This is a genomic window from Alteromonas sp. RKMC-009 (assembly GCF_003584565.2).
Classification (GTDB): domain Bacteria; phylum Pseudomonadota; class Gammaproteobacteria; order Enterobacterales; family Alteromonadaceae; genus Alteromonas.
Genome location: NZ_CP031010.1, coordinates 3,199,815 through 3,215,086, shown reverse-complemented (window position 1 = coordinate 3,215,086; position 15,272 = coordinate 3,199,815). Strand labels below are relative to the sequence as shown.

Below are 15,272 nucleotides of genomic sequence, written 5' to 3'. Positions count from 1 at the left end.
CAATGCAGAAGGGGAGTGGATAATGAAAAGCCCTGATGAACAAGGCTTTTACAGGCAGGGCATGGTTTTATTGTATTACCTTGTCAGGCTGATTTCGCCAGTGAAGCATCCTCAAGATAGCGCTTACGCTTTTTGTCAGTGAGGCTGTCGGTATCGACGACGACAAGCCCGTCTATACAGTCGTTAAAGTCCGGATCCACGTTGAAATCAAGAAACGCAACGCCGCCGGCTTTAGTGATCTCAGAATATTGCTTATACAACGTCGGTACATTGACACCCATATTTGCCAGCAAGTGTTTCAGTTGGGTAAATTCGGCTTTGTAGTCTTCACCCGGGAAGATGTCCTGCACCTCCGGTGATACCTGATAGGGTAGCCTTGATGAAGCACTACCGAATTTTGCCGGAAAGTGGGTACGGTAAAACTGCACCAGCAAATCTTTGGCAGGTTGCGGATAAGCGTTGCTTATTGATACTGCTCCGAACAGAAACCGGTATTTCGGATAACGGCTCAGAAATGCTCCGATACCAATCCATAAATAATCCAGACTCCGTTTACCCCAGTACTGTGGCTGCACAAAACTCCGGCCCAGTTCCAGACCTTCTTTGAACAGAGCGTCGTTGTCATTGCCATAATTGAACAGGGTAGCTGAATACAGGCCGGTGGGATGGCCTTCTTCGGTCAATACGGATGCGTCGCCGAAGCGGTAGGCGCCGGCAATCTCAAGATCGTTTTCATCCCATAAGACAAGGTGGTAGTAGTGGGAGTCATACTGATCAATATCACGGCGGCGGTTAGTACCTTCCCCCACCGCGCGAAAAGCGATTTCTCTCAGCCGGCCAATCTCCCGCATGATGGGCGAATAGCCCTGATGCTGATACAGGTAAATATGTTTGCCGTCAGCGGTATGACCCAGGTGCTCACATTGTTTGATTGCACGGGTCAGTTCTTTGCGGTCTTCCGGCGTGGCGATGGGAGCCTGAGTGGACAGTACGCCCTTGCGGTTACCACCGATGCGGTAGAGATGACGTTTGAAAAGTTTAACCTGCTCTTTCAGAGGCAGGGTGAGCTGGCTGTAAGCTTCGTATGGCACTACCTCGCCAATGCGCATGGGTAAGTGCTTTTTGCGCTGCTTAAACATCTCTTTGACCAGCAATACAGTTGCCAGAGGCTTGTAAATCATAGACACGCCGTAAAACAGCGGCGAATTTTTTGCGTCGATGTAGACTGGTAATACCGGTGATTTTGTTTGTCTGGCGATACGAAGGAAGCCGGTGTGCCAGCGGGTATCACGTACTCCTTGCGGGCGAAGTCTGGAAACCTCTCCGGCCGGAAAAATCAGTACAGCCCCGTCACCGTGTAAATGTTTATGAATGGCTTCAAGGTGCTGTTTTGGTGTGCCGCCCTTCATATTATTTACTGGCAGCAGCATGTTGTGTAAAGGTTCAACGGCCATCAGCATCTGATTGGCGACTACTTTTAAGTCGTGGCGTACTTCACTGACCAGTTTAATTAATGCAAGACCGTCGAGGGTACCAATCGGGTGATTGGCGATAATGACAACTTTGCCTTCAGTGGGAATACGTTCTTTTTCCACATCGCGGGTAGAGTAGCTGATATTAAAGTACTCAAGCACCTGTTCAACAAAGTCTATATCCACGTAATGCGGATAGGTTTCACTGAACTCGGTCATTTCCCGCTCATGCAGCAGGTGGCGCAGTACAAAAGACAGCGATTTGAATAGCCAGGGTTTATCCGCAACCTGCGGATAATGCCGGGTCAGTACATCATCAACAGTAAACATATTTTATCCCATTGTTTTGAGCGAACGATATCAACTGAGTGTGACGCTTTTTACACAGTTTCATGGCATTTCCGTGACAGAGTACTTCACCTGCTGGCAGCGTTGCCGGTCAGTTATTATTTTTAATTAAGCCGCTTTCGTTGCTTTTGAGCGTGGCTTGAACTCGGTAACAGAAGCCTGTGCCTGCATATGATCAATCCAGCTGATAAGCCCCAGATTTCCCTGTAAATCTTCGCCAAGGGCAGAGCAGTTCTCTATCCAGTCGCCATCATTGATGTAATGGATACCATTCTCCATGGTGCTTTCCGGGTGGTGGATGTGGCCGCAAATCACACCATCAAGCCCCATCTTTTTCGCCCTGCCGCAGCAGGCTTCCCGGTAACGGCTGATGGCTTCGTTAGCCCCTTTTATATGCTTTTTGATATAGCCTGCCAGAGACCAGTAGTGGTTGTTGCGCCACTGACGGAAGCGGTTAAACCAGCGGTTGAGGAACAGAAGCAGGTCGTAGCCTTTGTCACCAATCCAGGCGTGGAATTTTCCCAGGGTCACATCAGCATCGAACTGATCGCCATGAAGGATAAGGTACTTTTTGCCCTGCAGGGTGGTATGGACATATTCTCTGCGGATCTCAATTTCGCCAAAATCCATTCCGGAGTAAGACTGCAACGGCTCGTCATGATTACCGGGCAGATACACCACTTTGGTCCCTTCACGGCTCATTTTCATAAATGTATGAAGCACCTGGTTGTGCGCCTCAGGCCAGCGAAATTGCCGCGACATCTCCCACATATCAACGATATCGCCAACCAGATAAAGGGTGTCGACGGTGACATTGTTAAGAAAGTCGAGAAGGTATTCAGCTTTGCAATCTTTATTGCCAAGGTGAATGTCAGATAACCACAGTGTGCGGTAGTGAGTGCGTTTCATAGCCGTTCCCAAAGCAGTAACTTTGGAAGGACATCTTAGGATGTTTAATTGACAGTCAGGTGACTGCAGGTTTACAGGTTAGTGAAGGTTGTCTGACAGTATCGTGACAACGGCCATATGCGGGGAGAAAGAACTGGCCGCATTCGCTGACGCAGCCAGTTTTGCGATTTATCCGGCCATACGGGGGGCAATATCTGCCAGCAGCACTTCTGCACTCTGATATCGTGTGTTTCCTATTTTGCAGTATCCGCCGAATGCATAAAGCGCTTTCAGCTTGCGCTCTACCTGCGGTGTGAGTTCGTCTGCAGACAATTCGTGGGTTTCAATTCCTTTGTTATCATGTACCTGGATTTTCATCATTGTAATCTCACTTTTAATTGTACAAATTCGTTAACTGCACCGGGTTCTCAGCAGGAACTCCCGCCTGTGACACTCAGCATTAAGTTCTTAACACTAACAACCTTAGCAAAAATTCTACCAGCTCAGCTTACTGCTGTTATCACCGGCGAAAGTTCGCCCAAAAGTCGCCGAAATGCACGTGATCGTGCGGTAAGGTTCAGCACTGTACCTGACACTAGTAAAAGAAAATGACGTTAACGTTGCTACCCGGCAACACACTTTTGTGTAGTTTTTTCGCAGCGGTGGGAATTACCTCCCGTCAACTTTGTATTATTACCTGTACCTCAGCGCAGTGGCACCGGAAGGGCGTAAAAGATAGGCTTTGAGCAGGAAAATGGGGACTGCCTGTATTATGCCCGGTAAAGACTTAGTGTATTCACAAATCCAATTGCTGCCTGATCTTTTACTCAGCTATGTGTGGTGCGTTCTCTGGACTTTTTTTATCGTGTACTTTGCATCTTTTGCGGGAATCCCTTTTCCCGCGGAAGGTGAAGAGGGCTTTCCGTCAGTAAGTTTGCAGGGGATCATCTTCATCGTTTTCGCAGGCCCCTTTTTAGAGAATTGTGTCCTTACAGGGCTTATTCATCAGTTGAGGAAAAAAATAACAACTGATGGCCCGGTTATCATTATCTGTGGTTTCATTGCCGGCGGCCTGCACGGCATCGTGTATGTGGGGTGGGGAGTGACGACCTTTCTGAGCTTTGCCCTGATGACACGACTGTATCTCAGGTACCGTCATCGGAAAGGCTTTGTTGCAGCGCTGCTATTACATATATTACTTAATGCATCATCAATTTTGCCCGTGTTATTTTAATTGTTTATGGATTAGTGGGGAGCGTCCTCAGGACTGTTCCATACTTTTAGGATGAACGTTATAAGCGGATTATGAAAACAAACGATTCTATCTGAAGTGATTGTGGTTATTCAGCAGGCAATAGTGCCCTGAGGCCATGATACCAGGCCAGAAATGCAACGGTGCCATGGGTTTCATCCTCAAAGTAGCGTTGTGATACACGAGCAGGGTTACTACTTGCGGCCTTGAGTGCTGATGCAAATCGCTCACCCCATTTTCTGTTTGTGAGTCCGATTTTGCCTAGGTGACTGTTATTGGCAAAAGTAAAGTAGATGCGGGGTGATGTAGTAAGAACAGTCTCCTTTTTTAATTCATACTGCCGGTTCAGGTAATTGTCATCCCATAAAGCTGTGGGGTCGATAATAAGGTATCCGGAGAAAAGATCAGGCTGTTGCAGCAGAGTATCGGCAGCAAACAGTCCGCCGAATGATTCTCCTACCAGAATTCTCTCAGTTGAAACCCGGTATCTCCTTTCAATATAGGGAACAAGCTCTGTTTTAAGAAAATCCCTGAATTGTTTGGCACCACCGGATTGTTCAAAAGTATCCAGTTTCCTGTTCTCAAATGTCCATTCTGGCAGAACTGACGGAGTCAGGTCACGGCTTCTGTTGGTATTCGGGATCGCAACAATAACAGCCTGCCTCATCTGGTTTTCCAGCGTGGCGGTACTCAACCCTTCCACTACACCTGCAATGGCTCTTAAGCGGTGAATATCTCCGTCGGTTACATAAATAACAGGAAAAAGTGAGTCAGAGCCTTCGTAGTCGGGAGGCAGGTAAATATAGACGTTCCGGATTTCCTGTAAAATCGTTGAGTGAAGAGATATCTTACTGGCCGGACTGCTTTCATTAGAAGCTCCGGCTGTCTTCCAAAATACGAATAACACTAACAGCAAAGCTGATTTGTACATTCATCCTCCCTGAAATATACCAATTTATTTAGCAACAATATCATGGCTGCGGTGGTTAAGCCGGAAAAGCATTTGTATTTACGTATAAAACCCGCAGAGCAAACCTGTTGAAACTAATGAGGGAGGGGAAGACTGATACTCAGGGAAGGTAGTCAGTGATAAAACATAGCCGGGAAAAATTGCAGACATTAAAAAAGCGCCTTAAGGCGCTTTTTACTTCTCGTCAGATTGTCTTACAGCGCTTTAATTTGCGCAGACAGACGGCTCTTATGACGAGCAGCTTTGTTCTTGTGAATCAAACCTTTGGTTGCCATTCTGTCAAGTACCGGAGTAGCAGCGGCCAGTGCAGCTTGTGCACCTTCTTTATCACCTGCAGCGATAGCGGCAACTACTTTCTTGATGCTTGTACGAGTCATGGAGCGACGGCTGGCATTATGCTGACGACGCTTTTCGGCTTGAATTGCACGTTTCTTAGCAGACTTAATGTTAGCCAAGGTGTAACTCCCAAAATAAATACATGTCTAAAAAATAGGGTGCGGATTATGCTCATCCGGCGACCAAATGTCAAACTATTTTGCCCGACACCTCAGGAAAAATAGTTTTGAGATTGCGCAATAAAGGCATCCCCCGTGAGATGCGCGGATTATAGCAGGGCAAAATGGGGAATTCATCTGTCTGTCATGTTTTTTTCATCTTTAATTCAACACACTGTTACGGTACAGAATTTTTCTCTGCGGAGATTTCGTCAAACCCCCGCTTCCGCTATAGTGGCGGTCTGAATTTTTCAGTTAGCAGGGCGCGTGTGTCAGGAAAGTTATTGAAGTCGGGGATCATTGTCAGCGTGATGACATTTATCTCCCGCATACTTGGGTTGGTCAGGGATGTTGTTGTAGCGAAACTCATGGGAGATGGCGCGGCAGCTGACGTATTCTTCTTCGCAAACAAAATTCCCAACTTCCTGCGACGCCTGTTTGCTGAAGGGGCGTTTGCCCAGGCATTTATTCCTGTGCTGACCGAAGTGCACCATCAGGACGACAAGGCAGAACTGCGGGCTTTTATTGCGAGGGTCTCCGGTACGTTGGGTGCGATTGTTTTTGTGGTCGCCATATTGGGTGTTCTTGCTTCCCCGGTACTCACAGCCATTTTTGGTACAGGCTGGTTTATTGCCTGGTGGCAGGGAGAGGAAGCCGGTGAAAAATTTGAGCTCGCTTCTGTCATGCTTAAAATCACCTTTCCTTATCTTGCCTTTATCACATTAACCGGATTGGCCGGGGCGATTTTAAATACGTTAAACCGCTTTGCCGTGGCTGCCTTTACGCCGGTATTACTGAACATCTGTATCATATTATGCGCCTGGTTCGTGGCACCGGCTTTATCCCAGCCGGCTTTTGCGCTGGCATGGGGCGTCTTTATTGGCGGTATCGTTCAGCTTCTATTCCAACTGCCGTTTCTGTACCGGGCCGGATTACTGGTAAAGCCAAAATGGGGCTGGCATGATCCCGGTGTGGTGAAAGTACGCACATTAATGATCCCCGCACTGTTTGGTGTGTCGGTAGGGCAGATCAATCTGCTGTTCGACACTCTCATTGCCAGTTTTCTTGTTACCGGCTCAATCAGTTGGCTTTATTATTCAGACCGGTTGCTGGAGTTTCCACTCGGTTTGTTCGGTATTGCCATCGCAACGGTCATTCTGCCGACTTTGTCGCGCAATCATGTGGCGAACGACCCCAAAGCATTCAGTGGTAACATGGACTGGGGCGTACGGATGGTGTCTTTACTGGGTATTCCTGCTGCTGTGGGTCTGGCATTTATGGCTGAGCCGATTATGACAGTTATTTTCCAGCGTGGTGCCTTCACTGCTGAAACCGCCCGTATGGCATCCTATTCGCTGGTGGCCTATGCCTTCGGACTGGTCAGTTTTATGTGGGTAAAAGTGCTCGCGCCCGGGTTCTTTTCACGGCAGGATACCAAAACACCAGTAAAATTCGGGATCTGGTGCATGATTGCCAATATGGTGTTTAACCTGATTTTCGCTATTCCTTACGGCTATATTGGCCTCGCTATTGCGACCTCTTTGTCAGCCACACTGAATGCCGGTCTGCTTTACACAACACTGCATAAAAACGGTGTGTACAGGGCCAGCAGAGAAACGCTTTTTTTCCTTTTTAAGGTGGTGATTGCCAGCATTCTGATGGCGGGTGTCATTGTGTATTTTGATCAGGGGGACGCATTTTATGCGCTGGATTTAACTGCACAAATTTATCATGTGACTCTCACTATTGGCTCCGCTGTGGCTGTTTTCCTCTTCATTTTGCTTGTTTCAGGTGTCCGCAAACGACACTTTCGGGCATTTGGCGGATAAACTATGCGCAACGATTGGTATTACGGTGCGGGTCGTTTATAATCGCGAGCTTTGTCATTCAGTCTCAGGCTTACAGGAACCCGGCAGCAAGTGGAATTAATTCGCGGTCTTCATAATTTGCGCCCCGATCATAGCGGGTGCGTGCTGACTATTGGCAAGTTTGACGGTGTTCACCGGGGCCATCAGGCAGTACTGGCAAATGTACATGAAAAAACCCGTGAACTCGGCTTGCCTTCTACCGTTATGGTTTTTGAGCCTCAGCCCGAAGAGCTGTTCAGTCCCGATACAGCTCCTGCGCGCCTGAGTACCTTACGGGAAAAATATCAGTTACTGAAAGCACAGGATGTTGACCGTTTATTGTGTGTCCGCTTTGACGAGTATTTTGCCAGTCAGTCTGCAGACACCTTTATCGAAGAGTTGCTGGTTGAGCGTCTCGGCGTGAAATTCCTGGTGGTAGGCGATGACTTCCGTTTTGGCCGTGGTCGCCGCGGTGACTTTTCCATGTTGCAGCGGGCAGGGCAGAGCATGGGGTTTGAAGTCGCAAGTACCCAGAGCTTTATGGTCGATGATTGCCGCATCAGTTCCACAGCAGTGCGTGAAGTACTGGCTGCCGGTGAATTTGAAAAAGCCGGTAACATGCTGGGACGGCCATTCGTGATAGATGGTCGGGTGGTACACGGGGAGAAAAAAGGGCGCACAATCGGGTTCCCGACTGCCAATGTATTACTGAAACGTTCCCGCCCGGCCATTAACGGCGTATTTGCCGTAACCGTGGATGTGAATGGCACCCGCTATTATGGCGTAGCCAATGTGGGTTCCCGTCCGACGGTGGCAGGAAAACGCACGCAACTGGAAGTGCATATATTTGGCTATAGCGGTTCGCTGTACGGCGGGCAGATAAAAGTCTATCCGGTAAAGAAATTACGGGATGAGGAAAAATTCGCGTCATTTGACGCATTGAAACAACAGATTCAGCGCGATGCGCAGGCAGCAAGAGCGCTGTTTGGCATTGCCGGCATTTAATTATCAAATTGTTGCGACTTTTCGCAACGGCAGGTGGACGGAAATAACGAGTTTATGAGCGATTACAAACCGACATTGAATTTACCGGAAACGCCTTTTCCTATGCGTGGCAACTTAGCGCAAAGAGAACCGGCGATGCTTAACGATTGGCAGGAAAAAGACCTGTACAAACAAATTCGCGCAGCAAAAGCAGGTAAGACGCCATTTATTTTGCACGATGGCCCTCCTTATGCGAACGGTGATATTCACATTGGTCACGCTGTAAACAAAATTCTGAAAGACATTATCGTTAAGGCTAAAACCTTATCTGATTTCGATGCGCCTTATGTTCCCGGTTGGGATTGTCACGGTCTGCCCATCGAATTAATGGTTGAAAAGAAAGTCGGTAAGCCGGGCGTAAAAGTCTCTGCGGCTGAGTTTCGTCAGAAGTGCCGCGACTACGCGCAAAAGCAAATCGATGGCCAGATGGCAGATTTTAAACGCCTCGGTGTGTTTGGTGAGTGGGATAATCCCTATAAAACCATGGATTTTAAATCTGAGGCAGACATCATCCGCGCGCTGGGCAAAATTGCAGATTCCGGACATCTGGAAAAAGGTTTTAAACCGGTTCACTGGTGTACAGATTGTGGTTCAGCGCTGGCAGAAGCAGAAGTTGAATATAAAGATAAGGTTTCGCCAGCTATCGATGTGAAATTCCCGGTAGCGGATGCAGACGCAATTGCTGCTGCATTTGGTGTGTCTGCCGGTGACTTAAAAGCGCACAATGCGTCAGCGGTTATCTGGACCACCACGCCATGGACATTGCCTGCCAACCGTGCGATTAGTTTGCATCCTGAATTGACCTATTCGCTGGTCGAACTGGACGGCGGTGACTGGATAATCCTGGCGGAAGATCTGGTCGAAAGCTGTATGTCACGTTACAGCGTGGAAAACTTTAAAACAGTGGCAACCTGCACGGGCCAGTCACTTGAAAAGCTGACCGTAAATCACCCGTTCCTGGATATTACTGTACCGTTCATTTTAGGTGACCACGTTACTACGGATTCCGGTACCGGCCTTGTACACACAGCACCGGCTCACGGTGTGGACGACTTCAATGTTGGTAAGCAATACGACATCGAAGTATACAACCCTGTTGCAAACAACGGTGTCTATAATGACGAAACGCCGCTGTTTGCCGGTCAGTTCGTGTTTAAAGCAAACAAACCGATCATCGAAAAGCTCGAAGAGAACGGCAACCTGCTGCTGAATATCAATTATGAGCACAGCTATCCCCATTGCTGGCGCCATAAAACGCCAATCATTTTCCGTGCTACGCCTCAGTGGTTTATCAGCATGGATAAAAAAGGCCTGAGAAAAGCGTCTCTGGAACAAATAGAGAAGACAGAGTGGATCCCTGAGTGGGGCCAGAACCGCATTGAGAAAATGGTAGAGGGTCGTCCCGACTGGTGTATTTCTCGTCAGCGTACCTGGGGCGTTCCCATCCCCCTTTATGTACACAGCGTTTCCGGTGAACTACACCCGGAGACTGCCGCAATCATCGAAACGGTTGCGCAAGCTGTTGAGCATAAAGGGATACAGGCCTGGTGGGATCTGGACGATGCCGCACTGTTAGGTGCTGATGCTGAGCAGTACGAAAAGGTGACAGATACGCTGGACGTATGGTTTGACTCAGGTGTAACGCATTATTTTGTTGTTGAGCGTAGAGACGATATTCCGGCCAGCGCTGACTTGTACCTAGAAGGTTCTGACCAGCACCGTGGCTGGTTCATGTCGTCCTTAATGACCTCCACAGCTATGTATGGTCACGCTCCTTATAAAGAAGTGCTGACGCACGGTTTCACTGTGGACGCGCAGGGCCGTAAGATGTCCAAGTCCATCGGTAACGTGGTCGCGCCGCAGCAGGTCACAAACAAGCTGGGCGCAGACATACTGCGCTTGTGGGTAGCGTCGACTGACTATCGCGGCGAAATCGCGGTGAGCGATGAGATTTTAAAACGTGCTGCTGATGCGTACCGCCGGATCCGTAACACTGCCCGTTTTCTGCTGGCTAACCTGAATGGCTTCGACCCGGTTAAAGATGCGGTTGCACCGGACAATATGGTTGCTCTGGATCGCTGGATCGTTGCCCGCACTGAAAAGCTGCAAAATGAAATCATTGAAGCGTACAACAATTACGACATGCTGGTGGTATCACAAAAACTGACTCACTTCTGTTCAATTGAACTGGGCAGTTTTTATCTGGATATCATTAAAGATCGTCAATACACGGCGAAAGGGGATAGCAATGCCCGTCGTTCGTGCCAAACTGCGTTGTACCACATCATCGAAGCGCTGGTTCGTTGGATGGCACCGGTCACCAGTTTCACTGCTCAGGAAATCTGGGATGCGTTACCCGGTGAGCGTAGTGAGTTTGTTTTCACTGAAGCCTGGTACGAAGGTCTCGGTGGCTTTGCGACAGAAGGCGGCTTCAACGATGCTTACTGGCATAAAGTGATGACAGTGAAAGACGCGGCCAACCAGGCGATGGAGCAGGCGCGTAAGGACGGTCAGTTAGGTGGTTCACTGGAAGCGAATATTAAACTGTTCGCAGATGACGCACTGAAATCTGTACTGGACAAGCTGGAAGATGAACTGCGTTTCGTCCTGATTACTTCCGGTGTTGAGCTGTTGCCGTTAAGCGAAAAAACAGACAGCGCGAAAGCCACAGAGCTGGATGGCCTGTTCATTGAAGTGACGAAGAGCAGCGGTGAAAAATGTGTTCGCTGCTGGCATCACCGTGATGACGTGGGCAGTCATGAAGCGCACCCTGAATTATGCGGACGTTGTGTAACTAACGTCGACGGTGTAGGGGAAAATCGTCAATATGCCTAAACTGTTGACTGATACCGGCCTGCGCTTTTTATGGATAAGTGCTGTCGTGGTGGTACTGGATTTATGGAGCAAGTACGAAGTTATCGGCAAAATGGCATTGTCTGAGTCCATTCAGATATTGCCGTTTTTCAACTTAACTTATGTACGTAACTACGGTGCCGCGTTCAGCTTTTTGCATGATGCCTCAGGCTGGCAACGGTGGTTTTTTACCGCTATTGCAGTAGGGGTGAGTGCCGTTATTTTATGGTGGCTGAAACAGGCCGGAAAAGGGCAGAAGCTGTTACCGGTAGCGTTTTGTTTTATTTTGGGCGGTGCTATAGGTAACGTTTACGACCGGCTGGTTCACGGTTTCGTTATCGACTTTTTAGACTTTTATGTTGGTCAGTCACACTGGCCGGCTTTTAACCTTGCAGACAGCGCCATTTTTATTGGTGCTGCCTTACTGGTGTGGGACATGCTTACCAGTAAAGATGAAAGCAATGCGTCTGAGAGCGCCGGTTCAAATTCGTAACAGGAGCACGCAGTATGAGTGATTTTGTGATTAATGCCCAATCTGAAGTGATCATGCACTTCGATTTAAAGCTGGAAGACGGTTCTGCCGCTGACAGTACCCGTCTGAATAAGCCGGCCAAGCTGGTGATGGGCGATGGCAGCCTGACACCTAATTTTGAAGCGTGCCTGCTGGGTTTGAGTAAAGGCGATAAAAAGGCTTTTACGCTGGCCCCTGAAGACGCTTTCGGTCAGCCTAATCCGGATAATATCCATCATATGGAACGCACCCGTTTCAGCCATGATCTAAACCTTGAGGAAGGTATGATCGTGGCGTTTTCACAGCCTGACGGCAGCGAAGTACCGGGCATTGTCAGAAGTCTTGCCGGTGATTCTGTTACCGTAGATTTCAATCATCCGCTGGCAGGTCAGACGGTGATTTTCGATGTCGAGATAATCGACGTAATTAATTCTGCAGCGTAAGGTTTAGCGGAGCGTTTTATGCAAATACATCTTGCCAATCCCCGAGGCTTCTGTGCGGGTGTAGACCGTGCCATCACTATTGTTGAACGTGCACTGGAAATGTTCAGCCCGCCTATCTATGTACGTCATGAAGTGGTTCACAATAAATTTGTTGTGGATGGTCTGAAAGAGCGTGGCGCACTGTTTGTTGATGAACTTGATGAAGTGCCGGACGACAGTATCGTTATTTTTTCTGCCCACGGCGTTTCTCAGGCAGTACGAAAAGAAGCAGAAGCCCGCGGACTGAAAGTGTTTGATGCAACCTGTCCGCTGGTAACGAAAGTGCATATGGAAGTGACACGCGCCAGCAAAACCGGCACGGAATGTATTCTCATCGGTCACGCCGGACACCCTGAAGTAGAAGGTACGATGGGGCAGTACAATAATCCGGAAGGTGGCATCTATCTGGTGGAATCCAGCGAAGATGTTGCAAAACTGGAAGTGAAGGATCCGCAGCATTTGTATTTCTGCAGTCAGACTACGTTATCGGTAGATGACACTGCGGATGTTATCGATGCACTCCGAGACAAATTCCCGGCAATCAGCGGTCCTCGCAAAGACGACATTTGTTACGCTACGCAAAACCGTCAGGATGCCGTGCGTGAACTGGCGACAGATTGCGAAGTGTTGCTGGTTGTCGGTGCTACGAACAGTTCGAACTCCAACCGTCTGCGCGAACTCGCGGAAAAAATGGGTGCGCAGGCGCATCTTATTGCCGATGAAAATTGTATTCAGAAAGCGTGGCTTGAAGGTGTTGAACACATCGGTGTTACCGCCGGTGCCTCTGCGCCGGAAGTGCTGGTGCAGCGGGTAGTCAATCAGCTTAAGGCATGGGGAGCGCAAAGTGCTTCTGAACGTCCCGGACGTGAAGAAAACGTAGAATTTGCCGTGCCTAAAGAGTTACGTATTAAACAAGTCAGTTAACTCCTTCCCCGTTACGCCTTTCTTCATCGCGGAGTGTTGCTGCTCCGCGAATTATACTTTTCAATACCCAACGATTTCTGCCGATACTTATTAAAATGCCCCTCTGATGTAGGATAAATGCGGGGTAAGTTTAATTTTTGAACAGGTAGACTAGTTATGCGTCAGCATACGTTGCAAAAACGGCAAACCGGTGTGGGCTTCATTGAAGTCCTCATAACGTTGTTCGTGCTTGCTATCGGTCTGCTTGGCGTTGCATCGCTGCAATTTGTGGGTTCTTTTGCGAACAGGGATGCGATAAGCCGCACACAGTCTGAGCTGGTTGCCGAACAGGTAGCAGAGCGGTTACGGGCTGCCACGCGGCCGGCCACGGCAGGCGACGGAATGGTAGTGAATAACGCTTATTTCAGTAGTAACAATTATAATTTTGCCACGCTGTCCTGTGGTTCCGGTGATACGTATGCGTGTCACTGTCTGAGCCTGCCTTCTTCCATTCCTGACTGTGAAAGCGGCACATGCAGCGAAGCACAGATAGCGCAGTACGATGCGTGGTCATTGTCCTGTGCAGCAGTACAAACTAATAAAGCCATTACATTAGATGTGTCCTGCACTGACAGTAACAGCGGAGATGCGGACACCTGCTCAGCAGGCTCCCGCATTCATATTATGTTGACGTGGCCGGTTTCGTCTTCCTCCAAGCAACAGTACACGTTAAATACCCGGTGTAACCCTGACTCAGGCGACAGTAATGCCTGCGTGGTTAAGGACATCACACTATGAATCAGCGGGGCTTTACCTTAATCGAAATGATGATCGCGCTGGTGCTGGGTCTGGTGATCAGCGGTGCAGTGATCCAGACAATGGTCAGTTCCAGAGTGACAAATTCCCTGAATCAGGCGGTCAGCCAGGTGCAGGAATCAGGACGTTTTGTTATGGCAAGGCTGAACCGCGAAGTTATTGGGGCCGGGCGCTACGACCAGGTAGTAGCCAGAGTGGATACCACGGTAGACCCCCTTGTTGAAGCGGCATTTATTCAGAACCGGCCTGTCGGCTTGCCGGGGGATTATCTGTCCAGCGCATCCCTTGGCTCAAGCCAGGGCGGAAGCGGCGCTGATGATGAACTGGTTGTGAATTTTCTGGGGCGGGAGGATTGCACCGGAAACCGTTATGGCTACACAGGCAATGACGAATTTCACGTGGTGAACCGCTACTACGTGTCCGGAGAAAAGCTCTATTGTTCAGGATACGATGGCCGGGCATTGCGTGGTGTAAAAACGGCAACAGGTACCAGCAAGTCGGTGGTTCTGATGGATAATGTCGTGAGTTTTCAGGTGCAGTACGGCGTTACGGCCACCGCAACCGGTTCTCAGGGACAAGCTGTTCAGTATGTCACCGCCAGTCAGTTGTCAGCATTGCGGGCGGTTAACCGCCAGGTTGTATCGGTACGCATCGGGGTGTTATTAAAAAGTGATGCCTCTCAGGTCTCAAATATCGCCAGCCGTAATATTGCCGTACTGAATGAGAGCGCGGTAGCTACTGACAGCGGGCACTATTTTCAGGTGTTCACGCAAACACTGGCGTTACGCAATATGAAGAATTTTGTGAGGAGCCTGTGATGCAAGGATTAAAGCCTCAGCAAGGTATGGTGCTTATTCTGGCGCTGCTTATTTTGTTATCACTGACTATCCTTGGTGTCAGTGCTGTGTCGTCAAGTCTTGGACAGAGTAAAATGGCTGTGTCGATGCAGCGTTCAGGCCAGGCTTTCGATGCTGCGGAAGCGGCACTGGCCGGAGTGTTTTTTGAAGCAGAAGACGAAATATTACTGACCGATTCCAGTAAAACCGATCCCCTGTCAGAAGCTCGTCAGGGAACTCAGTTTGATCCGGATTCCGATACGTTGAGTTGTTCTGATCAGAACTGGACTGACCGCCGTGTAACCACCTCGGTACTGAATACCGGCTCGGAACATAACGGAAGCGGTAATTATCAGAATGATATGCGTACTGAAAGCTGGTCGAAAACCGCTTTCGTACGTGAGCAGGCCTGCAGAGGCTCAAGTAATGTGATTGGTGGCAGTAACGTTAACTGTCACGTGTTTGTTGTCAGAGGGTGTGGCAAGGTAGCCGAGCGTTCAACAGTGGTGGCAAATACCGTGACTGCCGCTGTTATCGCGCCCGCTTCGCAGTAGGA

The 15,272-nt window shown here is 49.0% G+C and carries 15 protein-coding genes; 10 read left to right on the top strand and 5 right to left on the bottom strand.

Translation table 11 applies throughout. The features are described 5' to 3' along the window. Window positions 1–83 precede the first annotated feature (83 nt). The 3 genes from DS731_RS14315 to DS731_RS14305 form a co-directional block, all read right to left on the bottom strand. Window positions 84–1,802 (bottom strand): GNAT family N-acyltransferase, encoded by a 1,719-nt coding sequence (locus DS731_RS14315; RefSeq protein ID WP_119501974.1) that lies wholly within the window; start codon window positions 1,800–1,802, stop codon window positions 84–86. Between the two features lie 126 nt (window positions 1,803–1,928). Beyond that, entirely contained in the window at window positions 1,929–2,729 is an 801-nt protein-coding gene (locus tag DS731_RS14310; RefSeq protein ID WP_119501973.1) for a UDP-2,3-diacylglucosamine diphosphatase, read from the bottom strand. Between the two features lie 168 nt (window positions 2,730–2,897). Then, window positions 2,898–3,089 (bottom strand): hypothetical protein, encoded by a 192-nt coding sequence (locus DS731_RS14305; protein ID WP_119501972.1) that lies wholly within the window; start codon window positions 3,087–3,089, stop codon window positions 2,898–2,900. Between the two features lie 361 nt (window positions 3,090–3,450). On the opposite strand from DS731_RS14305, the gene DS731_RS14300 reads away from it, so the two are divergent. Then, window positions 3,451–3,942 (top strand): CPBP family glutamic-type intramembrane protease, encoded by a 492-nt coding sequence (locus tag DS731_RS14300; RefSeq protein WP_150154299.1) that lies wholly within the window; start codon window positions 3,451–3,453, stop codon window positions 3,940–3,942. 106 nt (window positions 3,943–4,048) lie between these two features. Here DS731_RS14300 and DS731_RS14295 read toward each other — a convergent pair whose 3' ends face one another. Then, entirely contained in the window at window positions 4,049–4,891 is an 843-nt protein-coding gene (locus tag DS731_RS14295) for an alpha/beta hydrolase (RefSeq protein ID WP_119501970.1), read from the bottom strand. A gap of 233 nt (window positions 4,892–5,124) precedes the next feature. Beyond that, window positions 5,125–5,385, bottom strand: a complete 261-nt coding sequence (gene rpsT, locus DS731_RS14290) for a 30S ribosomal protein S20 (RefSeq protein WP_119501969.1) — start codon at window positions 5,383–5,385, stop codon at window positions 5,125–5,127. A 308-nt stretch (window positions 5,386–5,693) separates the two neighbouring features. Between rpsT and murJ the strand changes: the two genes are divergently transcribed. The 9 genes from murJ to DS731_RS14245 all read left to right on the top strand — a co-directional run bounded on the left by murJ (window position 5,694) and on the right by DS731_RS14245 (window position 15,270). After that, window positions 5,694–7,253, top strand: a complete 1,560-nt coding sequence (gene murJ, locus DS731_RS14285) for a murein biosynthesis integral membrane protein MurJ (RefSeq protein WP_119503430.1) — start codon at window positions 5,694–5,696, stop codon at window positions 7,251–7,253. Between the two features lie 90 nt (window positions 7,254–7,343). Then, window positions 7,344–8,276, top strand: coding sequence for a bifunctional riboflavin kinase/FAD synthetase (ribF, locus tag DS731_RS14280; RefSeq protein WP_119501968.1), 933 nt, complete (start codon window positions 7,344–7,346; stop codon window positions 8,274–8,276). A 54-nt stretch (window positions 8,277–8,330) separates the two neighbouring features. Beyond that, the gene (ileS, locus tag DS731_RS14275) at window positions 8,331–11,150 is read left to right on the top strand and encodes an isoleucine--tRNA ligase (RefSeq protein WP_119501967.1); all 2,820 of its coding nucleotides are present in this window, start codon (window positions 8,331–8,333) and stop codon (window positions 11,148–11,150) included. Continuing rightward, the gene (gene lspA / locus DS731_RS14270; RefSeq protein ID WP_119501966.1) at window positions 11,143–11,661 is read left to right on the top strand and encodes a signal peptidase II; all 519 of its coding nucleotides are present in this window, start codon (window positions 11,143–11,145) and stop codon (window positions 11,659–11,661) included. Before ileS ends, lspA begins: the two co-directional genes overlap by 8 nt. 14 nt (window positions 11,662–11,675) lie before the next feature. Beyond that, window positions 11,676–12,122 carry an FKBP-type peptidyl-prolyl cis-trans isomerase gene (gene fkpB, locus DS731_RS14265; protein ID WP_119501965.1) on the top strand — a complete coding sequence of 149 codons (447 nt, stop codon included), beginning with the start codon at window positions 11,676–11,678 and terminating at the stop codon, window positions 12,120–12,122. A gap of 18 nt (window positions 12,123–12,140) precedes the next feature. Beyond that, complete coding sequence (ispH, locus tag DS731_RS14260) at window positions 12,141–13,085, top strand: 4-hydroxy-3-methylbut-2-enyl diphosphate reductase (RefSeq protein ID WP_119501964.1); 945 nt, start codon at window positions 12,141–12,143, stop codon at window positions 13,083–13,085. Window positions 13,086–13,241: 156 nt separating this feature from the next. Then, window positions 13,242–13,862, top strand: a complete 621-nt coding sequence (locus DS731_RS14255; RefSeq protein WP_119501963.1) for a type IV pilus modification PilV family protein — start codon at window positions 13,242–13,244, stop codon at window positions 13,860–13,862. After that, window positions 13,859–14,698 carry a PilW family protein gene (locus DS731_RS14250; protein WP_119501962.1) on the top strand — a complete coding sequence of 280 codons (840 nt, stop codon included), beginning with the start codon at window positions 13,859–13,861 and terminating at the stop codon, window positions 14,696–14,698. Before DS731_RS14255 ends, DS731_RS14250 begins: the two co-directional genes overlap by 4 nt. Next, complete coding sequence (locus DS731_RS14245) at window positions 14,698–15,270, top strand: PilX N-terminal domain-containing pilus assembly protein (protein ID WP_119501961.1); 573 nt, start codon at window positions 14,698–14,700, stop codon at window positions 15,268–15,270. The genes DS731_RS14250 and DS731_RS14245 overlap by 1 nt, the downstream gene beginning before the upstream one ends. The last annotated feature ends 2 nt before the right edge of the window (window positions 15,271–15,272 follow it).